This is a genomic window from Oceanobacillus sojae, assembly GCF_900162665.1.
In the GTDB taxonomy this organism is placed as follows: Bacteria; Bacillota; Bacilli; order Bacillales; family Amphibacillaceae; genus Oceanobacillus; species Oceanobacillus sojae_A.
This window is the reverse complement of record NZ_LT727810.1, coordinates 1-23,907: the sequence shown is the minus strand read 5'-3', so window position 1 is coordinate 23,907 and position 23,907 is coordinate 1. Positions and strand designations below refer to the sequence as shown.

General features: G+C 35.8%; 15 protein-coding genes and 2 pseudogenes. 4 read left to right on the top strand and 13 right to left on the bottom strand.

The window, feature by feature from the left end; all coding sequences use genetic code 11:
- Window positions 1–169: 169 nt before the first annotated feature.
- From BN1068_RS03935 to BN1068_RS03925, 3 genes are all read right to left on the bottom strand, one after another.
- Window positions 170–1,246 carry an MraY family glycosyltransferase gene (locus tag BN1068_RS03935; RefSeq protein WP_077601542.1) on the bottom strand — a complete coding sequence of 359 codons (1,077 nt, stop codon included), beginning with the start codon at window positions 1,244–1,246 and terminating at the stop codon, window positions 170–172.
- 160 nt (window positions 1,247–1,406) lie between these two features.
- Entirely contained in the window at window positions 1,407–5,816 is a 4,410-nt protein-coding gene (locus BN1068_RS03930) for a peptidoglycan-binding protein (RefSeq protein WP_077601541.1), read from the bottom strand.
- 316 nt (window positions 5,817–6,132) lie between these two features.
- Window positions 6,133–6,690: an RNA polymerase sigma factor gene (locus BN1068_RS03925; RefSeq protein WP_077601540.1), complete on the bottom strand. Its 558-nt coding sequence runs from the start codon at window positions 6,688–6,690 to the stop codon at window positions 6,133–6,135.
- A gap of 372 nt (window positions 6,691–7,062) precedes the next feature.
- Here BN1068_RS03925 and BN1068_RS03920 point away from each other — a divergent pair, with 372 nt between their 5' ends.
- The 3 genes from BN1068_RS03920 (at window position 7,063) to BN1068_RS03910 (ending at window position 7,815) form a co-directional block, all read left to right on the top strand.
- Complete coding sequence (locus BN1068_RS03920) at window positions 7,063–7,293, top strand: DUF1659 domain-containing protein (RefSeq protein ID WP_077601539.1); 231 nt, start codon at window positions 7,063–7,065, stop codon at window positions 7,291–7,293.
- 33 nt (window positions 7,294–7,326) lie between these two features.
- Window positions 7,327–7,539, top strand: a complete 213-nt coding sequence (locus BN1068_RS03915; RefSeq protein ID WP_077601538.1) for a DUF2922 domain-containing protein — start codon at window positions 7,327–7,329, stop codon at window positions 7,537–7,539.
- Window positions 7,540–7,674: 135 nt separating this feature from the next.
- Window positions 7,675–7,815, top strand: coding sequence for a YvrJ family protein (locus tag BN1068_RS03910; RefSeq protein ID WP_077601537.1), 141 nt, complete (start codon window positions 7,675–7,677; stop codon window positions 7,813–7,815).
- A gap of 72 nt (window positions 7,816–7,887) precedes the next feature.
- Here the strand turns inward: BN1068_RS03910 and BN1068_RS03905 are convergent, their stop codons facing one another.
- The gene (locus BN1068_RS03905; RefSeq protein WP_077601536.1) at window positions 7,888–10,650 is read right to left on the bottom strand and encodes a peptidoglycan-binding protein; all 2,763 of its coding nucleotides are present in this window, start codon (window positions 10,648–10,650) and stop codon (window positions 7,888–7,890) included.
- A 410-nt stretch (window positions 10,651–11,060) separates the two neighbouring features.
- Here BN1068_RS03905 and BN1068_RS03900 point away from each other — a divergent pair, with 410 nt between their 5' ends.
- Window positions 11,061–12,071, top strand: coding sequence for a YheC/YheD family protein (locus BN1068_RS03900; protein ID WP_077601535.1), 1,011 nt, complete (start codon window positions 11,061–11,063; stop codon window positions 12,069–12,071).
- A 62-nt stretch (window positions 12,072–12,133) separates the two neighbouring features.
- Here the strand turns inward: BN1068_RS03900 and BN1068_RS03895 are convergent, their stop codons facing one another.
- From BN1068_RS03895 to BN1068_RS03850, 9 genes and pseudogenes are all read right to left on the bottom strand, one after another.
- Window positions 12,134–13,363 carry a YheC/YheD family protein gene (locus tag BN1068_RS03895; protein WP_077601534.1) on the bottom strand — a complete coding sequence of 410 codons (1,230 nt, stop codon included), beginning with the start codon at window positions 13,361–13,363 and terminating at the stop codon, window positions 12,134–12,136.
- Between the two features lie 51 nt (window positions 13,364–13,414).
- Window positions 13,415–14,410: an ATP-grasp domain-containing protein gene (locus BN1068_RS03890; protein ID WP_084788513.1), complete on the bottom strand. Its 996-nt coding sequence runs from the start codon at window positions 14,408–14,410 to the stop codon at window positions 13,415–13,417.
- Between the two features lie 191 nt (window positions 14,411–14,601).
- Window positions 14,602–16,062 carry an acylphosphatase gene (locus BN1068_RS03885; protein ID WP_077601532.1) on the bottom strand — a complete coding sequence of 487 codons (1,461 nt, stop codon included), beginning with the start codon at window positions 16,060–16,062 and terminating at the stop codon, window positions 14,602–14,604.
- Window positions 16,063–16,219: 157 nt separating this feature from the next.
- Entirely contained in the window at window positions 16,220–17,461 is a 1,242-nt protein-coding gene (locus tag BN1068_RS03880) for a YheC/YheD family protein (protein ID WP_077601531.1), read from the bottom strand.
- Window positions 17,462–17,586: 125 nt separating this feature from the next.
- Window positions 17,587–18,618, bottom strand: a complete 1,032-nt coding sequence (locus BN1068_RS03875) for a CapA family protein (protein WP_077601530.1) — start codon at window positions 18,616–18,618, stop codon at window positions 17,587–17,589.
- A 337-nt stretch (window positions 18,619–18,955) separates the two neighbouring features.
- On the bottom strand, window positions 18,956–20,407 hold the full coding sequence (locus BN1068_RS03870) for an acylphosphatase (RefSeq protein ID WP_077601529.1): 1,452 nt from the start codon (window positions 20,405–20,407) through the stop codon (window positions 18,956–18,958).
- Window positions 20,408–20,892: 485 nt separating this feature from the next.
- Entirely contained in the window at window positions 20,893–21,900 is a 1,008-nt protein-coding gene (locus BN1068_RS03865; RefSeq protein WP_077601528.1) for a YheC/YheD family protein, read from the bottom strand.
- Between the two features lie 593 nt (window positions 21,901–22,493).
- A pseudogene (locus tag BN1068_RS03860) lies at window positions 22,494–22,928 on the bottom strand (ATP-binding protein); the annotation flags it as partial.
- Between the two features lie 396 nt (window positions 22,929–23,324).
- Window positions 23,325–23,759 (bottom strand): annotated as a pseudogene (locus BN1068_RS03850) (ATP-binding protein); the annotation flags it as partial.
- Between the last annotated feature and the right edge of the window lie 148 nt (window positions 23,760–23,907).

Here is a 23,907-nt window from a genome sequence, read left to right as displayed (position 1 = left end):
TCCCAGGCTTGATTGGGAGGGAGTTTTTTGATTGTCTGAGAATCAGTATGCAAGCAGATACAGTATACAGGCAAAAGACGGTTTTCTTTAAACAAAAAAGCCTCTCTAGATATTGCTAAAAACAACAATAATTAGAGAGGTTCTCAGATCATATTTTAACTTTTTAAGCTTATTTTAACTTTCTCTTATTTAACCCACTTTTTTTATTTATAAATAAGGCAAATCTTTCAGTAGATGCTATTCCGCATACGATAGAGAATAAATGAATCCCTAAGATAATAAAGCAGAATACGGCTAAAGAAGTCATCAGCTGTGCATTATTAACGACAATAGCCATAGCACCAAAGAACATACTGAATGCATAGATAATCAGCACAGATTCTCTATGCGAATAACCGTTTTTTAACAATCGATAATGAATATGATTTCGATCTGCAACTGAAATACCTTGTTTATTTTGGACTCTCCGGATAATAGCAAGCAATGTATCAAAAACTGGTAGTGCAATTACAATAATCGGGATTACAAAGCTGAAGAAGGCTACATTTTTGAATAAGCCAAGCATTGATATAATAGCAATCGAATACCCCAGGAATAACGCTCCAGTATCTCCCATGAATATTTTAGCCGGGTGAAAATTAAATACTAAGAATCCAACTGTTGAACCAATTAGCAATACGCATAATCCAATAACAATCATACGATAGTCCATAACGGCCATAATCAAAATGCTAATGAAAGCAATTGTTGATACACCTCCAGCTAGACCGTCTAAACCATCAATCAGATTAATTGCGTTGGCAGCAGCAACAATCCAGAAAATAGTAAGAGCTATCCCAACATATTCGCCTAAAAACACTGTCCCCATAAAAGGTAATGTCAGTTTTTCAATTACTAACCCTGAATATGCTACAACAGAAGCAGCTAATATTTGTCCCAACAGCTTTGTACCAGGACGAATATCAAAAATATCATCCAGAAAGCCTGTTAACAGTATAATAATTGCACCAATAATAATTGCCGTCATCTGCGGATGCTCCGGCTGTAAATAAAGGAAGCCTGCGGCAATGCCAAAGAAAATAGCTAGCCCTCCAATACTTGGTACAGCCTTTTGATGCTGCTTTCTATTATCAGGTTGATCTACTAGATTTAATCTTTTCGAAATGCTTATAATAATTGGTGTCGTGATAATTGCTGTCAAAAGCGCGATGAAAAATGCTATCAGCAATTCAGTAACACTCCACATAGTTTTTCACCTACTTGTTTTATTCTAGTAAACTGATACCTTTTATATTTTATTACCCTTTCTTGCATTAATTTTACCATAATTCGACTATAACTGTTATATAAAACTCCGAAAAAAACAACCGAACCTCTTCCTTTGAGAAGCAACTCGGTTGTTTTCTTTAGCGGTATTGAGCAATGTTAAATTTATATATCGGGTTATCCAGCATGTCATATAATTTCTTAATGCTTGGAACTTGTTTCACTGCCCAGGCAATATCTGTTGCATATTGCGGGTATCCAGGATTTGCAGGATTCCAGCGCATTTTATATAACGTATTTTGGCTATATTGATTATGAATATAGCTTTCTCCGATAAATCTCGCACCGCCAATGATAGCTTGTTCTGGTGTAAACCAGCCTTCATTATAAGCTCTGATAGCTCCCGCAGTACGGGCGTTGCCATCTACTGCTCCAATACCATACATATTATAAGCTGTTTTTATGTTTGTAAGACTGCTTCGATTAGAGGCGGTTACTACAACAGGATTTTTGCTGCTGTTTAATCCTACTTCAATACCTCTTGCTAAATCTGAATTACCATTACCAGTTTCCAATAGCGCATGAGAAATCAGATAGATTTCGTTTACAGAATGCTGGCTACTAGCTGTTATAAAGGATTGTCCTTTTCCAGAAAGAATTCCTTTACCACTTAAAATACTACTATTTAATGAAGATGCTATTACTCCTACACTACTGGATAGGTCTAAATGCTGGAATATATCATTCTGATCTGGATCTAGATAGGCTTTTACGTCATTACTTGTCGGATTCCTCCATGTATTATAGCTAATTTTATACCAGTTGCCTGTAGAACCAACAATAGTAACCTGTTTGCCTTTCTCTATCTGTCCATAAATGTGGCCCGAATTACTTGCAGATGAACGTACATTTACGGTTGCAGTTGTTGTTCCAATAGAAGTATTAGTGTTAATAAGTGAACTGTGGACATATAACGTTTCACCACTATAAGTTATACGATACCATTTCGTACTTCCTTGATGTGCGGCTCCTGTCACTTCACCCTGAACGGTAACTTTTGTACCGTTGGCAACTGTATATTTAATATTGTTACTAAGATCAGCTGAAGATCGTAATCTTACACCACTGCCCACAATTGTTGCAGAACCGCTTGAAGTATTTATATAGTTCTTATGAACAAAAGCATCATTGTTACGATACTTATCCGTCTGCTGTAATTGGTTCATTTGTGTGTTTAATGCTTGATTTAAAGTTACGTTATGAGATTCATGGTTGATAACCCAGCGGTTATTGATTGCTTCCTCAAGAGCTTTTAAAGTTCTTTCATCCGCTATGCCATTTACTCGTAAATTATTATCCCTTTGGAATTGCTTAACCTGACTTTCCATAAAGCTTCCAAAAAGCGTTGTTACCGATATATAGCCGTAACCAAGCGTATTTAATTGCTGTTTAATAAACTTTATCTCTTCATGACGCTTTCCCTTTTGATACGGATGATTATAGATACTGTTCAACTTATCCTTTGTTGCTTTATTCAGTTTGCCATTAACAGTTAGTCCATAGTATTCTTGGAATCTCTTTACTTGCGTTTCCATAAAGCTTCCATATAGGTTTGTCTCTGAGATATAACCAAAGCCGATTGCATTTAATTGTTTTTTATATTGAACAATATCTGCATGTCTATCTCCTTGTTGATATGTGTCCTTAGGAGCCAGTTCATTTAATTTTGCTAAGGTTACCTCATCCATTATACCATTCACCCGTAAGCCATGATTTCTTTGGAATTTTTTCACTTGGCTTTCCATGAAATCTCCAAAAAGCGTTGTGATGCTTATATAGCCATAGCCGAGACTATTTAATTTTCTCTTCATCTCTTTGATATTATTATGACGTTTCCCTTTTTGGTATGGATTGTTATAGACACTGTTCAACTTATCCTTTGTTGCTTTATTCAGCTTGCCATTAACAGTTAGTCCATAGTATTCTTGGAATCTCTTTACTTGCGTTTCCATAAAGCTTCCATACAGGTTTGTCTCTGAGATATAACCAAAGCCGATTGCATTTAATTGTTTTTTATATTGAACAATATCTGCATGTCTGTCTCCTTGTTGATATGTATCCTTAGGAGCCAGTTCATTTAATTTTGCTAAGGTTACCTCATCCATTATACCATTCACCCGTAAGCCATGATTTCTTTGGAATTTTTTCACTTGGCTTTCCATAAAATCTCCAAAAAGTGTTGTGATGCTTATATAGCCATAGCCGAGACTATTTAATTTTCTCTTCATCTCTTTGATATTATTATGACGTTTCCCTTTTTGGTATGGATTGTTATAGACACTGTTCAACTTATCCTTTGTTGCTTTATTCAGCTTGCCATTAACAGTTAGTCCATAGTATTCTTGGAATCTCTTTACTTGCGTTTCCATAAAGCTTCCATACAGGTTTGTCTCTGAGATATAACCAAAGCCGATTGCATTTAATTGTTTTTTATATTGAACAATATCTGCATGTCTGTCTCCTTGTTGATATGTATCCTTAGGAGCCAGTTCATTTAATTTTGCTAAGGTTACCTCATCCATTATACCATTCACCCGTAAGCCATGATTTCTTTGGAATTTTTTCACTTGGCTTTCCATAAAATCTCCAAAAAGTGTTGTGATGCTTATATAGCCATAGCCGAGACTATTTAATTTTCTCTTCATCTCTTTGATATTATTATGACGTTTCCCTTTTTGGTATGGATTGTTATAGACACTGTTCAACTTATCCTTTGTTGCTTTATTCAGCTTGCCATTAACAGTTAGTCCATAGTATTCTTGGAATCTCTTTACTTGCGTTTCCATAAAGCTTCCATACAGGTTTGTCTCTGAGATATAACCAAAGCCGATTGCATTTAATTGTTTTTTATATTGAACAATATCTGCATGTCTGTCTCCTTGTTGATATGTATCCTTAGGAGCCAGTTCATTTAATTTTGCTAAGGTTACCTCATCCATTATACCATTCACCCGTAAGCCATGATTTCTTTGGAATTTTTTCACTTGGCTTTCCATAAAATCTCCAAAAAGTGTTGTGATGCTTATATAGCCATAGCCGAGACTATTTAATTTTCTCTTCATCTCTTTGATATTATTATGACGTTTCCCTTTTTGGTATGGATTGTTATAGACACTGTTCAACTTATCCTTTGTTGCTTTATTCAGCTTGCCATTAACAGTTAGTCCATAGTATTCTTGGAATCTCTTTACTTGCGTTTCCATAAAGCTTCCATACAGGTTTGTCTCTGAGATATAACCAAAGCCGATTGCATTTAATTGTTTTTTATATTGAACAATATCTGCATGTCTGTCTCCTTGTTGATATGTATCCTTAGGAGCCAGTTCATTTAATTTTGCTAAGGTTACCTCATCCATTATACCATTCACCCGTAAGCCATGATTTCTTTGGAATTTTTTCACTTGGCTTTCCATAAAATCTCCAAAAAGTGTTGTGATGCTTATATAGCCATAGCCGAGACTATTTAATTTTCTCTTCATCTCTTTGATATTATTATGACGTTTGCCTTTTTGGTATGGGCTATTATAGACACTGTTCAATTTGTTCTTCGTGGCTGTATTAATCGTTCCTGTTACTTTTAAACCATAGTATTCTTGGAATCTCTTTACTTGCTTTTCCATAAAGCTTCCATACAGGTTTGTCTCTGAGATATAACCAAAGCCGATTGCGTTTAATTGTTTCTTAAACCGAACAATATCTGCATGCCTATCCCCACGTTGATATACACTTTTTGCAGCAAAAGTTTCTGCTCTAGCTAAGCTTTGTTCACCTATTTGGTCTCTCACTTCTGTATCTTTTTCAACATTTGCTTCAGATTCTTCCTCCGCTTCTACTTCAGATTCTTCCTCCGCTTCTACTTCAGATTCTTCCTCCGCTTCTACTTCAGATTCTTCCTCCGCTTCTACTTCAGATTCTTCCTCCGCTTCTACTTCAGATTCTTCCTCCGCTTCTGCTTCAGATCCTTCCTCTGCTTCTGCTTCAGATCCTTCCTCTGCTTCTGCTTCAGATCCTTCCTTGACTTCTTCCTCTTCCGTCACAAATTCCTCTGGGTTACTGAACTCCAGGTGTTCTTCACGGTTGAATGAATCGTATGATAAAATGTCTTCTATTTTTAGTAGTGTGTCTTCATCTGCAACTCCAGTGTCTTCTATGTCATAAAACTTTTGAAATGCTTTTACAGCTTCTTCAGTATGTAGACCATAATACGTTGTTGGTTTTTCCAACGCCGCAAATCCTAGCTCTGTTAAATCTTCTTTTAGCTCCTGGATTTTTTTATCATCATCACCTAATTCAAGTTTTATTTCTTCAGACACTGCTTCATTCGTGGAAGAATCCCGTTCAATAACTGATTCTTTATTCCCGTCTTCTTGATCATCATTTTGCTGACTTTCTTTTGATTGATTTGTCATTGCAAATGCTTCACTTACTGAAGCAAATGGTGAAGCCACCAATAAAATGATTAAAAAGAGAGGAAACCACTTTCTTTTCAAATCTTTTCCACCTCCTATATATAATTGTATCCTACAATATATTTATCGACAATAGTTACTCATTTCTTAAGCTTTTTTAAATACAACATTTATAAAACAAATTACACTAGACCTATATATAAACTACTGAAAATACACATATTTTTTAATTATTTGCATCGAACAAACCTAACTAAACTTATGAGTACATAAGCAAAATATAAAAACTTATAAGAATAATATCTATGGGTCTATTAAATATTCTTTTTAACTAAGAAAAGACTATAGCTATCAAAATGATAAGTATAGCCTCACCCTTCAATATATGATATTTCTTTTATGTTCTACCCCAATCTACACTACGAAGTTTACGCTTTGCACTTTTCGCCCAGCTTTTCACTGCTTCTATGCTCACCTGCTCTTTCTCAGCAATTTCCTGATTGGATAGACCTTCTATAATAGCATAGCTGAACCAAATTTTTTGTTTTTCAGTCAGTATAGCTGTTAATTTAAAGAAATCGTTTTCATTTTTCTGAGCTATAATTTCTTCTGGATTAAATCCACCCTCCTTTTCAGAAGGTATTTTATTCCCATCCATATAGTTCCCAGAATACGTTTCACCTTTATATTGAATACTCAACTGCTCAAAATATTTTCTTTCCACAATTGATTGACGGAGTACATCAACTAAGCGGTTACGAATTTGAAAATTCATGTATGTAGCTAACGGTCCTTTATCGGGATTATAGTTTTCATAAGCTCTCCACATTGCTACAAGTCCTTCTTGAAAATAATCTCCCTCCCTTTCACCAATTTGCAGTCTTGCCATCTGATAGTATACTCTACGCTGATTTTGTTCAATAAAATCTTCCAGCTCCCACCTTTTCTTTGTCATTATTCATTCCTCCTTCTCTCAAGATATTTTTAATCTAGCAGGATCGACCTACTTTGTCACATTACCCTTTTTGCACGTTTGTCCCGTACAAAATGGCATTTTGCACAGGGGAAAATGCATTTTTGCTCTTAAAAAACCTCTTTTTTGTACGTTTTTTGTCTCAAAACGCCAATTTGACTATTTTGCAATTTTTTTATCGACAATTTTCGACTTTTTTATCTATTTTGTATTTAGAATCCTCTGGTATCAACGTTTTGCAGGCATTTCTCCTTATTTTTCGTAGTGGTTTTTTAGAAAAATAAAATTCTTTTTACAAACATGCCCCTTTTTTTGAATGGGAAACGACTATAGGGATGAAAGGAGGTGATAAACATGGCAGTTGCTCAACTGACTGAATCTGTTTTGCAGCTTACGCTGAATGAGGGTTTCGATCCCATTTCTGGTGAGTTTATCCTGAAGCATAAACGATTCAATAATGTAAAACCCGATGCCACTGCTGAACAGCTCTTCGAAACAGCAAACGCATTCGTATCTGTTCAGCAGCATGAGCTTTATGGCGTAAGCCGCCGTGATGTTTCTGAGATTCACGAGGATGAAGCCTAAGCTCTAAAATTCCAGGGAAGGAGGTGAAAACACATGAGAAAACTTGAATTGAAGTTTTTAAATACAGAGGGGAAGGTTGTAACTTATTCAGTAGATCATCCGACAGAGCCGGTTAATTCGGAAACCATTCAAGAAGCAATGGATACCATCCTTCGTGAAAATGCTTTTTACTCCACAGGCGGAGATCTGACTGAAATACACAGCGCCCGCATTGTTGAACGTACTGTAGAAGAGATTGAATTATAATCCCTTCCAGTGTTAAGACTTTGTCCCGTGAGGAAACTCTCCTCACGGCATTGTCTTTTACCAGGAAATACAGAAAACCTTCATCGTCTATCTGCCTGCTCTTGAAAATCAATTAAATAAAAGGTGGTGAATTGTATGGAAGCATGGATTTCTCTTTTAACCGATATTGGATTTCCTGCAGCGGTGACCTTCTATTTGCTCCACCGGGTTGAAGGAAAGCTTAATCAGTTGATTGAGTCCATCTATTCGATTTCAATTCCTAAGAAAATAAGCTAAAAAGAGGATTTTCCCAATTTATTTTATTTGGGAAAATCCTCTTTTCTTTTATTTCCTAAAATATAAGCTTTTTTACTTTCTTTTTAGATTATAAGATTGTGCAATAGCATCAGCTGTATATTGCGCTAGCTGTTGTCGATAATTTTCATTCTTTAATAACGCATTTTCCGTGAAATTATCAATAAACAGATATTCAATTAGAATAGACGGCATATTCGTATTGCGAAGTACACTAAAGTTAGCAGTCTTCTGCCCTCTGTCAGGAACATTTAATCGCCCAGACAGATACGAATGAATATCCTGCTGCCTATTTTTTATTTCTTGAGAAACATTTCCATTATGAATAAATGATTCAAATCCTCTTGTTGAACCATTAAAGGCATTATTATGAAGACTTACAAAGTAGTCAGCGCCCCATCTATTTGCATGGTTTGCCCGTTCTGTTAATTCTATAAAGGTATCATTTCTTCTGGATAGTTCTACTTCTACATCTTTATATTTGGTAGTAAGTACTTGCTCTGTTTTCAATGCAATGTCTAAAACAACATCTTTTTCTTTTAATCCGTAACCTGTTCCACCAGGATCACTTCCGCCATGACCTGGGTCGAGAAAGATTTTCACAGAAGATTGTTGATTAAAAGCCTGATTAATCTGACTTAATGTTATTTCATCAATTATACCATTGGCTCGTAAGCCATGATCTCTTTGGAATTCCTTGACCTTTCTTTCCATAAAGTCCCCGTAGAGAGTTGTGATACTTATATAGCCATAACCAAGACTATTCAGCTTTTTCTTAATCTCTGCTGTGTGATTATGATGTTTTCCTTTTTGATACGGGCTGTTATAAACGCTGTTCAATTTATTCTTTGTAGCTGCATCTATCTTGCCAGTTACATTGAGACCATAATACTCTTGAAATCTCTTCACCTGTGTTTTCATGAAGCTTCCAAAAAGATTTGTCTCCGTGATGTAGCCAAATCCGACTGTGTTCAATTGTTTCTTATATTTAACAATATCTGCATGTCTGTCCCCTTGCTGGTACGTATTCTTTGGCGCCAGTTGATCCAGCTTTGCTAAGGTTACCTCATCAACTATGCCATTCACCCGCAGGCCGTGATCTCTTTGAAATTCTCTGACTTTCTTGTCCATAAAGCTGCCATATAGTGTAGTGATACTTATATAGCCATAGCCGAGATTATTTAACTTTTCTTTTATCTCTTTCATATCATTATGACGTTTTCCTTTTTGATAAGGGCTATTATAAACGTTGTTCAATTTATTCTTTGTAGCTGCATCTATCTTGCCAGTTACATTGAGACCATAGTATTCTTGGAATCTCTTTATCTGTGTTTTCATGAAGCTTCCAAAAAGATTTGTCTCCGTGATGTAGCCAAATCCGACTGTGTTCAATTGTTTCTTATATTTAACAATATCTGCATGCCGGTCCCCTTGTTGATACGTATTCTTTGGCGCCAGTTGATCCAGCTTTGCTAAGGTTACCTCATCAACTATGCCATTCACCCGCAGACCGTGATCTCTTTGAAATTCTCTGACTTTCTTGTCCATAAAGCTGCCATATAGTGTGGTGATACTTATATAGCCATAACCGAGATTATTTAACTTTTCTTTTATCTCTTTCATATCATTATGACGTTTTCCTTTTTGATAAGGGCTATTATAAACGCTGTTCAATTTATTCTTTGTAGCTGCATCTATCTTGCCAGTTACATTGAGGCCATAGTATTCTTGGAATCTCTTTATCTGTGTTTTCATGAAGCTTCCAAAAAGATTTGTCTCCGTGATGTAGCCAAATCCGACTGTGTTCAATTGTTTCTTATATTTAACAATATCTGCATGCCGGTCCCCTTGCTGGTACGTACTCTTTGCAGCAAAGGTTTCTACTTTGGCCAGGCTTTGTTTCTTAACTTGTTGTTCTTCAGTATGTTCTTCTATTTCGGATTCTTGATCTTCTTCTGATTCTAGGTTTTCCTCTGTTTCAGATTCTTGAACTTCCTCTGATTCTGGAATTTCTTCTGTTTCAGACTCTTGCTCTTCCACCGATTCTGTGTCTTCCTCTGTTTCAGATTCTTGCTCTCTTTCGGATTCTGTGCCTTCCTCTGTTTCAGATTCTTGCTCTTCCACCGATTCTGTGTCTTCCTCTGTTTCAGATTCTTGCTCTCTTTCGGATTCTGTGCCTTCCTCTGTTTCAGATTCTTGCTCTCCTTCGGATTCTATGTCTTCTTCTTTCTCAGATTCTTGGCTTTCTTCCGATTCGACATCTTCCTCCGCTTCAGAATTTTGCCCTTCCTCAGACTCAGCGCTTTCCTCTATCTCTGCTTCAGAATCCTGTTCAACTTCTTTCTCGTCTGTCACAAATTCTTCTGGCTTACTGAACTCCAGATGCGCTTCACGATCAAAGGAATCTTCTAATAGCATGTCTTCTATCATTTGCAGAGTTTCTTCGTCTGCAATTCCTGTCTCTTCTATGTAATGAAAAGCTTGAAATACCTTTACAGATTCTTCTGTATGTAAGCCGAAATATTCTGTTGGATTCTCTAATGCAGCAAATCCAAGTTCTGTTAAATCTTCTTTCAGTTCTTGAATTGCTTCCTCTTCATCGCCCAGCTGAAATACTACTTCTTCTGACTCTGCTTCATTTGTCGAAGCTTCCTGTTCCGTGTCTATTCTGTTGTTGTCATCCTCTTCTGTATGCTCATCGCTCTGCTGACTTTCCTTCGATTGATTATTACTCATCGCGTATACTTCGCTTGCAGTGGAAAATGGTGAAATAATCAACAAAGCAATAACTAGAAGTGGAATCCATTTGTTCCTCAAACTGCTACACCTCCTATTTTACTTCCTTTATCTTTATCGGTAGAAACAAAAGATTATTTAGTAGAAAAAACACAAAAATAAAATCATATCTGCCAAAAGGACTAATTTCCAACAGATTTTACCACCTTAAACATAAGCATATATACCTTTTTTTGTTTATATGTATGTTTTAAAAATGATTCCTCATTTAAGACTGCTATGATATCCTGTCTGTTTTTCATCCAAAAATTATCCAATTTATGTAAAATCTAAATCACAGACTCGAGTAATAGAAAATTAAATTTTTAACAATATTATTTGGAAGTTAAATTTTACTTCTTTCTGCACGTATGCTATTTTCTTAAATAAGCAGCATGAGGAGGAAATGCTATAAACGTCCTAGTTAACAACAAGATTACAGGAGGCACGAAATGTATATATGTTATATGAGGAACTTTAAAAATCCACCCGAGTATGTAAAATTATTAGCAAAAGCAGCGAAGTACTATAATATTGAAGTAATCTATAGCCATCCTAAAAATGTGGATATAACGAAAGAAATCATTAACGGCTACACGCTGCATCATAACAAATGGCGTGAGATAGAGATTCCTGTTCCTGCCTATATCGACTTGAACAGTTATTGTTATAAATACAAGAATGTGGCTGCTTTCCTAAAAAAGAAAAGCACGCTGTTAAATACAAAGGGATTTGGTACAAAACTGAAGCTTTACAATACATTGATTGAAGATGGAACGTTCGCAAAATATATTCCGGATACGATTCAAATTTCTGATTTCGATTCTTTGATACAGTTTATCCAAAAGCATCATCAGGCTATTCTCAAGCCAAGAGTCGGCCACAAAGGGATTGGGGTCTATTTGATCAATAAGATTGATGTTGATTCCTACCAATTGTTCGTCAATAATTCAGAAAAAACGTTGTCTGCTGAAGAACTGAAAGCTTATATAGAAGATTTAATCAGTGATAAAGTTTATTTAGCACAGCAGTATATTCAATCCATTACAACGGAAGGCAGCCCTTTTGACTGCCGGATAAGATTAGAAAAAAATGAAGAGGGGAAATGGGGTGTGGCGATTTATCTGATTCGTATCGGCTCCAATAATAAAGTAGTTTCGAATGTTTCCCAAGGCGGAGGCGTACAAAAGCTGCTTCCCTTTATTAAGTTTCATTATCCAGAGGATTGGAAGCATATCAAAGCAGAGTTTGATTATGTTGCAGAATACCTTCCTCCCAAATTAGAAACACTCTATCAAAAACAAACATCCTCTCTTGGGATTGATATAGGAATCAATACCGATGGAAGAATCTATATATTTGAGGTCAATGCTGCTCCCGGCGTGGAGTTCGGTGAAGCAGAAATTATTAACCTCAAGGCAGATTATTATCATTATCTTCAACAGCAGGCGGTAGATAAATAATCAAAAGGAACGATGCATAACTTCTCAGTGTCATGCATCGTTCCTTTTTTGTGTGCAGTCTATTAGCTTTTCTTCACCAGCTTTTTCGCTTTTCGAAGAAATCCGGTTACCTTCCATGAAGTGCTGTTTATCATATCCTGAATCTGTTTTTCTTTTTTCTCTGTTTTCTTCGTTTCTTTGCTTACTGCTGTTTCTAATTTGGAATTAGCAATTTCCAATTGAGCAATCTTATGTTGATCATCTTCAATCACGTCTGTCAGGTCTTGGATTGGATAATTTAATTTTTCTTTTAACACATACGCATAATAATTGCTCCGATGGAATGCCGCTTCGGAGATAACGTTTTTAGTGCCAGGCCCGTCATTTGTCTCGAATAAATATAGATCACCATTTGATTCTATCCCGATATCTATTCCTAAGTACATGATATGTGTTTTTCTTAACGTCTCCATTTTCTTTGGCAGCGTCTTTCCAATCGTCACCAAATTACTGTAAATCGTCTCCCACTTATCACTATAGAATGCTTTCAAAAAGGCAACAGGCTCACTGACGCCGCCCCCTTGACTCACATTCGAAACAACAGACTGCCCAATTCCAATCCGTACATAGATTTTTGCAATTGACCATTTGCCAGAGCGGTCTCTTTCAACATGCACACGGATATCAAAAGGGTCTCCCTGTGGTGTTTTGGATGCAACATATTTTTGAAGAATGTAATTTCTTTGCTGCAAAACCTCATCAAAGAATTCTCGCAAATCTTCTAGTGGAACATCCCATTCATTTCGTTGATATCCTATCGTAAAGTTATCTTCTCCGATTTTTTCAATCGAATAGATATCCTTGCCTTTGATTCCATTTCCAGGCTTTATAACGACTTTATTATATTTCATTAGATTCGGATAGACATCATCAAATGTCTTTACTTTATGAGTAGGAATGATTAAATGAGCAAACTTGGGGTCTTCCTTTAATATTCCTTGTAATTTCTCTTTATTTATCAAGTTTTCTCTCGTATCCGAGAGAAAACTTGTCTCTTTTAAAAAGTCCATAACTTCTTTGTTATCTTTTTTAAAGCAATATATAGCTGCATCAATAAAAGGTGGAATATCTGTTTTTTTGTTAACCCATTTATTATTAACCATTACTTTCCCATATATCTTTTTTTCTTCAATATGGACATCTTTTGGTGACATGTAAATAATTTCAATTCCATATGATTTCGCTACTAATGCCGTCATTGTTGCTAGTTTTGTAGGTTTTTTAAAATTTGTCATAATACCTACTTCATACATGGATATTACCACCTTTTTATTCTTTTAACATGCTGTATGCTATCTTATTCTTTATTCTTCTTTTACTGCAGCTGTTTCCGGGAATAAGGCATCGACTACTTTTCCGATGACATCCCTCTTTTTCCCAACCCATGGAAAATGATGCATGGTAAGCATCGGACCCAGAGGACCGACATTCATTTCCAAAATATGAATATCCTCTCCTTCGATCAACACATCGACGCCGCATACTCTTGCACCCGGGATAGCCCGAACTGCTTTTCGTACGGTTTCTTTGATTTCAAAACGAATATCATCCGTTACATCAATGGCGTCTCCGCCTGTTGACACATTGGAGTTCGACCTTAAGTATACCATCTCACCGTCAGCCGGGATAGTATCAAATGTATAATTTGATTTTGATAGTATCCGTTCAATTTCCTCATCTAATTTTATTTTGATATGAATGGGATTTTTTCTTTTTTCCCGCTCTTTATTTTTCTTCTCTACCAATTCCGTAATCGTCGAAACTCCATCCCCTGTCACATTGGCAGGAATTCGATGCGCAACCCCTACTATTTCATTATTTACATACGTAAAACGATATTCTTTCCCGCTGATGTATTCTTCGATGAGTACTTCTTTATGATTTTCGCCAACTTTATGAAAGCAATGAACAAATTCATCATAGTCCGTAATTTTAACGTATACATCTGTCCCTTTTGCATCATTATATGGTTTTATCACAACTGGCAAAATTGGCTGTGCCCAAGCCCAGGCCCGCTCGACATCTGTATTCGAAAATACAATATTTTCAGGAGCTGGGAAGCCCTTCCCCCGCAGCATCCTGCTCGTGATTTCTTTTCGGTTCGTCACTTCAATGGCCAGAGAAGTATTATAGCTGTTTACAATCATTCCTCTTCTAATGAGATACGACTTGCCATTGTACGCCATTTTAAATCTTTTATTCGGTAATGGGGTTATCTCGACCCCTCTTTTATGTGCTTCCAAGACAATCATTCGATTCGACCGGTTTAGTATTCTTCCTGTTAAATCCTTTGCCCTCATAATCTCCCACCTTATGTATCTACCAAAGAAGGAAGCAAATGTGTTTATCCAGTTCATTTCAAACGTTATAGCTTCAGAAATATCCTCCGTTGAATTGGAGTTACTTCTTATGAAGATATAACACACTTTTTTCTCGTTCTCTGGCAGGCTATTTCAATCTATGAATCTGCGTAGCTATATTCCTGACTGCTTCAACGGCATTTTGTCTTTGTGATGACCTGGAACCCGGTTTTTCTTGGTTCATTCGTATAGACAAGGTCCTGTTCTTCTACACTCTCGACAGAAGATTTTTTATTTCCTTTCTCTACGGTCTTTCTAAATGTATCCAGCACTTCTTTTTCTTCGCCGATAAGGTATACTTCCACCGTGCTTTTATTTATTTTTTTCACATGGCCGAAGAGATCATTCTTCAGCGCTTGCCTCTTGATAAATCCAAGATATCCTACTTGATTCACTTTCCCGGTTACGGTATATTTTTTTGCATGCATTTCAATTGCCGGTGTCCGGATAACTTTCATTTCATCCACGGCATATTTTTTTAATGGTTCCAGCATGCAGAGATAGTCAAAATAAAAGTGAGATTTCGCTTTTCCGATTGTTTCCGGGAAGTAATAATCCATGATAGCGCCAGGAACGTCTCTAGCCTTCCCTACTAATGGGAATAAGTGAAAACCAATTTCCGCTGTTCCATTGATTTCCAGTACAACTCCCTTGCGGTTATCCTCTGGATTGACAATAATGTCTAACCCGGCATGTGGAAGAGATGGCAGAGCCTTTAATGCATCTACGGCAATCTGTTTCACTTCGTCTGTCAGCTCATCCGTTGCCTCGATCGGATCTCCACCAGTAGACAAATTACTTTTTTCCCTTAAGAAGACCTGCTCGTCTTTTTCCGGAATACTGTCTAATGTGTAGCCTATTCTTGTCAGCATGGTATTTACTTCATGATCAACTTCTATCGGTTTGGTTGCTAAATACGGGTTTTTTTTTCTCTCGTTATTTTTTAGTTCAATTAATGTTTCAATGGAATCTGCACCATTCCCTGTGACATTAGCAGGAATCCGGTTCGTTGCGCCAATAACCTTATCCCCGACAACATACACTCGGTATTCTTTACCGTGATAGTGTTTTTCTACGATATATTGACGGTAGGAATAGCTTTTTCTTAATTCTTTTAAAACAGCAGTTAACTCATCTTCATTATCAATATTGGTAAAGACGCCTTTTCCCATGCTGCCTTTTAATGGTTTGATAATAACCGGATAACCAATCTCGTTGGCATAATTTATGATCGCTTCATCTGTTTCTAATGTCTTTCCTGCAGGAACAGGTACATTTCCCTGCTCAAGAAAAGCTTTCGTTTTTTCTTTATCCAAACATATCGTGACTGATTTATTCGCTACTTTATCCCCTCTGGAACGATAAAAGTAATGCAGCGTGTCTCCGTTGCTTAGAGAATAGAATTTCCCATGCGTGCTGCTGAACATTCGATGCAGCTTACAAAGACTCGATTCGTCTCTGTACCATTTTAATTCTAATCCTCTTCTCCATCCTTCTAAAGCGATTAAATAACCGCATAGTTGATAGCCGGTAACATCATTTACTGCTTCCTTTGTTAATGATGGAAGAAGTTCTACTTGTTGTGTTTGCATAAAAAAGTCCCCTTATTGTATTTATTTGTTTATTCTAAAAACATGTAATAGAATACGATACGCCGTTTGTCTGAGTTTTAGGGACATACCATCCGGATGAAATGATTTCAATTCTATTAAGTTTTCTTTATATTATGACAGACAGATAGCTACTTATTTACAAATATTTTTTAGCTTTTCTCAAAATACCTGTTAGTTTCCAAGAAGAGCTATTCAATATATCATTCAGCCGTTTTTCTTTGCTTGTGATTTCCTTCTCTTTTTGAACCATTTGCTTCTTCATGCCGGCGATTACCTTATCTTTTTCTCCTCCCATTTTTTCCAATTGAGAGATTTGGTCTGTAAGGAGCTCTATCTCCTTCATCGGATCTTTCACGTGTATATTTAATTTTTCTTTTAACACATACAAATAATAATTACTTCTAAAATAGGCTACATCAGATTTCAACGCCTTGGAGCTGGGGCTGTCATTCACTTCAAACAAATAAAATTGGTCGCCGCTTTGATCGATTCCAACATCCAGCCCTAACGTCATAATATCCTTCCCTCTAAGCTCCTCCATTTTCTCTGGAATTATTTTGCCAAGCTTTTTTAAATATTGATAGATTTTCTGCCATTTATCACCGTAATTTACTTTTAAAAATTCTCTGGTATCACTAACCCCTCCGCCTTGATTCACGTTAGAAATAACAGACTGTCCGATACCGATTCGCACATAAATCTTAGCTATTGCCCACCGTCCTCTGCTATTTTTCTCTACATGGACCCGGCAGTCAAATGGGTCGCCCTGAGGCGTTCTTGATACAACGTATTTTTGAAGAAAATACTGATTCCCTTTGAACGTAGCATCGAAAAATGATGCAAGTTCATTTAAAGAAACCTTCCATTTTTCTGTATTAAATCCAATTTGGAATCCATCTGCTTCTATCATTTCGATAAAGTAGATATTTTTACCACGCAGCCCGCTTTCTGGCTTCAGCACAACTTTTTGGTATTGATTCAAGTAATGATGTAAATCTTCAAACGTCTCCATCGGATGGGTAGGTATCATTAAATGGGAAAACGCCTCGTCTTTACTCAATACCTCTTGTAAATATTCTTTCGTAATGACATTTTTTCGATCCTCGGATAATAACGTTGTTTCTCTTAAGAAATCCATGACTTCTTTCGTTTCTTTTTTAAAGCAATACGGGACGACGTCGATAAAAAGCGGAATATCCGTCTCTTTGTCCATCCACTTATTGTTGACGAGTACTCTTCCGTATACCTTTTTCTTTTTCACATCGACATCTCTCGGGTTCATATAGAGCAATTCTAGCCCATAGGACTTGGCGATTAGTGATGTTGTTCTTGCCAGTGAATCCGGTTTTTTTAAATTGCGCATATAGCCAATTATCATCTACAATCCTTCTTCCTGTTGATTAATAAAATCGAGTGTATTTATGATTATAGATTTTCATTTCACACATATTTTTCCATTTAAAACAGTAAAATCTGAACTATTACATAGAAATAATGCTTCACTTATCTCAGTTTAAAGTCTGGAGCCCATTGTGTTAACCTGTTTTTTAGCTCGGTGTATATCTCTAAACTGTCGAATGCGCCAAAGTCCGTTTTGATATGACGATGTTCTTCGATATAATCCCGGAATAAATGCATTTGAAAACTGGTATTGTTCTCATCATCGACGAAAGTTAAATCCATTTCAGGCTGTCCGATCGTTACTTTTCCGGATTCGTCTTTGCTTATATCCAGAGAAAGTACACCGCCAATTTGTCTGTAGACACCGAACTGGCCTGTATACAGATTTCCCAGAGAATAGACTGCTAGAGACTTGTTTGCCCGGGAATTCAATATCCACTGCGCCGGCTGCAAGACATGCGGATGATGGCCAAGGATAATATCTGCGCCTGCATCTGATAGAGATGTAGCAAGATTTATCTGAGAAGATGATGGATTTAATGCATACTCTGGTCCAAAATGCACAGCTACAACTACGACATCTACCTTTTCTTCTTCTTTTAAACGCTCAATTACTTTTCTGACAGGGATGGTTGATCCGCCGATAATTCTGTTTAATAAGTATCTTTTTCCTTTAGGGAAATCCTTATTATTGGAAACGGTCGAATACGCCAGCACACCTACTCTTATTCCATTTCTCTCAAATATCCGGAATGTATCCTTATCTGCTTTTGACTTATGAGAGCCTACATAGGGCAAACCTATTTTTTCAAGGTTCTCAATCGATTTCAACACACCTTCTTCTCCAAAATCAAAGCTGTGATTATTAGCATTCGTGACAATATCTGTGCCGAATTCCTTTAAGTTTTCAGCAATCTCGATGGGATTATTAAACCTTGGGTACGTCGCAAGTCCAAATTCTTCACCAGCTACGATTGACTCTAAATTAACAATCGACAAATCTCCTGCTTGTAATAATTCCTTTACAGGAGCCATCTTATCCCGGAAGTCATATTTTCCGTTTTTTATACATTTATCATATACCCTGTCATGTAATAGAACATCTCCTGTTGCTACTAATTTCATCTGTGACATACTATACCTCCGCCATCTGTTATTTAAACCTTCTATGAAACGATGCTTCCACACTGTTGTTTGTAAATATACTGTACCAAAAAAGACACTTTTTGACATGATTTTATGTATTTTTCAAAAATTTGATTAGATGTTTAGATGTTCTTTTGGCTTACTATTTATTTAGATAGGAAGTCTCCACATGCAATAAAAAGGAAAATATTGGTTTAAAAAAGATTCTTTTAAACTCCTTCTGCCTGTAATTACAAAAACTATTCGGCATAGATATACTCCAAATAGTTCATTTTACAACAATATCACGATAGTCAGTTACCACGTGGATGCTTCCCCTGTTAAATCAGGATGATGTTATAATTTTAAAGCCAGTTTTTCTTGGTTTACCAGAGAGTTCAAGATCTTCTTCTCTAATATTTTTGACGACCGATTTTTTCGATCCTTTTTTCACATATTCTTTAAATGCATCTAATTCTTCTTTTGATTCTCCTATAAGGAATATGTCGACGGTGTTTTCATCTATTTTCTTCGCATAGCCATATAAATTTCTTTCCAGGGCAAATCTTTTTATTTTTGTCATATATCCAACTCTGTTTAATTTTCCAGTTGCCGTATATTTTTTTACAAACTTTTTATTTAATGGCGTTTCAGCGACCTTGATTTCCTCGATCGCCCCTGCTTTTATCGGTTCTAAGATGCTCAGGTAATCAAAATAAAAATGTGTTCTTTCAGCGCCTGCAGTTTTTGGGAAATAGTAATCCATGAGTGCTCCAGGGATGTCCTTTGCTTTTCCTACCAACGGAAATAGATGGAAGCCAATTTCAGCGGTTGCATTCACTTCTAATACGACCCCTTTTGTATTGTCCTTCGATTCTACAATAATATCCACTCCTGCATGAGGGATGGAAGGAAGTGCTTTTAATGAGTCGACAGCAATTTGTTTTATCTCATCCGAAAGCTCATCCGTTGCTTCAATCGGATCGCCGCCAGAAGAGAGATTACTTTTCTCTCTCAGAAATACTTGCTCGCCTTCTTTTGGAACACTGGTCAGGGTATAGCCGACTCTTTCAAGCATATAGGTCACTTCATAATCTACCTTTATCGGCTTAGGCGCCAGATACGGATTCTGTTTTCTTTCCTCGTTCTTATTTTCAATTAATTTTTCAATCGTGTCTACCCCATTCCCTATGACGTTTGCTGGGATTCTATTCGTGGCGCCAACCACTCTATCTCCCACGACATAAATACGATATTCATTGCCCTCATAATGTTTTTCCACTAAATATTGGCGGTAAGAGTATTTTTTTCTTACTTCCTTCAGAATATTTATCAATGTCTGTTCATCAGAGATATTTGTATATACGCCCACTCCCATGCTTCCACTTAACGGCTTGATAATAACAGGATAGCCAATCTCATTCGCATAGCTAATAATCTCTTCATCGCTTTCCAAAGCGACGCCAAGCGGCACTGGCACACCATGCTTTCGCATATATGATTTGGTTTTTTCTTTGTTTTGACAAATCCGCACCGTTTTATTGGCTACTTTATCTCCTCTTGAACGAAAGAAATAATGCACCTCTTCTCCATTATCTAAGGAGAAAAATTTCCCATGAGTACTGCTATTCATTCTATGCAAATTACAAAGACTTGATTCATCGCTATACCATTTTAATTCCAACCCTCTTCGCCAACCTTCTAAAGCTACTAAATAAGAACATAATTGAAAACCAGTTATACCTTCAACAACTTTTTTACTTAGTGCTGGAAGAAGCTCTACTTCTTTAGATTTCATACTTATTCTCCTTGCATTAACAAATTATTTTATTTTATAATCTAAAACTAGCTATTGCTGAACTCAATTGTACTTTGATTTTCATATGCAAAAAGTTTAATGAGCAAAACCAATTCATTTAAGATCGTAATTGGCATTGTTATTACTCATTCTAACAATAATTCTTAACACAATACTAGGCTCATCACACCTCGTTCCTTAAGATTTCAAATCTACACAATTTCCACGAGCGAAGTATATATTTAAGATTCATCAGTAATGCCTTTGGCATAACAGGTACTGAAATGCATTTCGCTAAAAAAACACGCTAGCGTTTCTAGTAGAAGCTACCCTTACCGTTGTATTATTTTTATTGATCCTTTCAAATTCATTTTAGCTTAAGCATACATTTTAAATAGACTGAAAACTCAATTGCAAGAATTTCAATGTAATGTACTAACAGAATAAATACTGATATGTTATTTGGTATTATAAAATTTGATATACTATATTTTATTTTTTATTAAATACTTATAGTAATCTGTTCTATACATAGCTACCTCTCCTCTTAGCCTAGATGTATCTGGTGCTCCATTAGCTTCAAACACATAAAAACTACCATCTCTATCTATGCCTATATCAAACCCAACCGTAGGTATTTCTACCTCTCTTAATTGCTCCATTTTAGTTGCAAGTTTTAACCCCAGCTGATTTAATTCTTTAAGCATTTTTTTTGCAGAATCAGGATAGTTAGCTTTTAAAAATACTCTTGCTTCAGCAACCCCCCCCCCTTGATTAACATTAGAAATAACTTGCTGACCAATACCGATTCGAATATATTTTTTAGCAACTACCCATTCACCTTTACCGTTTTTTTCCATATGTATTCTACAATCAAAAGGGTCCCCTTGTGGCGTTCTCGAAGTTATGTATTTTTGAATGACATGTTTTTTTTCAGTTAATTTATTATTATAAAAATTTTCTAGTTCCTCAAAAGATATTTCCTGCTCTGTTTTATTATGTCCAATTGTAATTGACCCTTTATCATTTATAGAAACTCTATATACTCCCACTCCTCGTTGACTCCTAGTTGGTTTAATTACAACGTCTTTATATAAAGAAAGAAATTCTTTCATTTTAAAAAAAGAAGAGCAAGAAGCAGATGGAATAACATATCTTTTAAAGTCTCCATCCTCCAATAGTTTATATTGAAGCACTTCCTTGGATATACGATTTTTAAAACTAACTGTTAGGTACGAATGCTTTTCCAGAAATCTAACTACTTTTGGATATACTAAGCAAAACTGACTAACGTCAATAAGTTTGGGAATTTTGGTCTCCATTCTATGCCATTCACTACCTGTAAAAATAAAACCATTAATTGTTTTTGTATTCATATTTACGTCATCAGCTCGAAAATACAAAATTTCCATCCCTTTGGCTTTAGCAACTAATGAAGTTAATTTAGCCAGAATGTTAGGTCTGTTAAAATTACGCATATAGCCTATAATCATCTATGTTTCCTCCTATTTATCAACAAATTTAACTTACCTACTATAATAATACATTTTATCATATGTGAATATAGCAATTCTTGTAATGAAGTATTTACTTTTTTATAAATTATAACTTTTAAACTAAAAAAATAAACTTAATTGATTGTAATATGGGTTCATTGTAAAATGAAATGCATCAGCTAAAGACATAGAAAGTCATCGTGTCTACGTATAGTTAAAATTGACAAAAACGCAAAATAATACGAAGTCAACTCGTGATGACTCAAGTACATTCTAGCACGAAATCACGCATATTTACATATTTAACCGAAATAGAAAGAGGACAACTCGCAGCGTATTTGAAAGAAGGCTTATCTATAAGGGAAATAGCGAGGTTCGCTGAAACAAATGGATACCCATCGTAAAACGTATATAAAATACTTTCCGGATGCCGGATTATGTATCTACACAGGGAATCAGAAAATGTATTCCTGATTTGAAGTTTGATTATATCCCTTTCATAAAGAATGTATATAACTGAAATGATGTAATGTTATTAAAGATGAGAAATATGTTGTGAGCGTCAAGTAGAAATGAACACTTTTTGCTAATTAAATTTGGACACTTTCTTCCATGAAAATGGAAGAACGGTGTTTCATTCGATAACTATCATCATCATGAAAATGAATAACTTCAGCTCGATGTAAGATTCTATCTAGGATGGCCGTTGTAATCCCTGGGTCACCTAGTAATTCTCCCCATTCATTTGGTCCTTTATTAGAAGTTAATATAATTGAAGCCTTATCATAAAGGTCGTTAATAAGATGGAAAAATAAATTCGCTTCACGTGTATCCATTGCCATAAACATTAAATCATCAATAATCACTAAATGAGAGGAACGAACTCGTTTCATTCTCGTTTGTGATTTTCTAGTAACTTCTTCTGTTTTTAATGTTTGAATCAGTTGCCCCATGGAAATAAAAGAGACTTTATATCCTTTTTGTATGGCTTCTATTCCGAGCCCAGTGGCCAAATGCGTTTTCCCCTTATAGAAAGCTTTACATAAGGGGAATTATCGAAAGTTATTGTTTATGGTAAGAAATAAGTGTATATGCCCTGAAATTTTGAAATATATGTTTATTTCTTTCCATAATCCTCCACAATAGATTTATAAACTAGGAGGTGTGCTAAATGGAAACTCGATTACCAATTGAAGCATTAGCTAATAAAGTATTATCTGAATTAGAAAGATTAGATTATGCATATAACACTATTTGTGGTTTTCGTGCTTTTTACAAAAGGGTTATTGCATTTGCAAAAGAAAAGGATGAAATCTATTTTTCTGAAGCACTGGGTAGAGAATTTTTAAAGGAAAAGTATGAATGCACAATTGATTNTAATAAGTTGTGAGCGTCAAGTAGAAATGAACACTTTTTGCTAATTAAATTTGGACACTTTCTTCCATGAAAATGGAAGAACGGTGTTTCATTCGATAACTATCATCATCATGAAAATGAATAACTTCAGCTCGATGTAAGATTCTATCTAGGATGGCCGTTGTAATCCCTGGGTCACCTAGTAATTCTCCCCATTCATTTGGTCCTTTATTAGAAGTTAATATAATTGAAGCCTTATCATAAAGGTCGTTAATAAGATGGAAAAATAAATTCGCTTCACGTGTATCCATTGCCATAAACATTAAATCATCAATAATCACTAAATGAGAGGAACGAACTCGTTTCATTCTCGTTTGTGATTTTCTAGTAACTTCTTCTGTTTTTAATGTTTGAATCAGTTGCCCCATGGAAATAAAAGAGACTTTATATCCTTTTTGTATGGCTTCTATTCCGAGCCCAGTGGCCAAATGCGTTTTCCCCTTATAGAAAGCTTTACATAAGGGGAATTATCGAAAGTTATTGTTTATGGTAAGAAATAAGTGTATATGCCCTGAAATTTTGAAATATATGTTTATTTCTTTCCATAATCCTCCACAATAGATTTATAAACTAGGAGGTGTGCTAAAT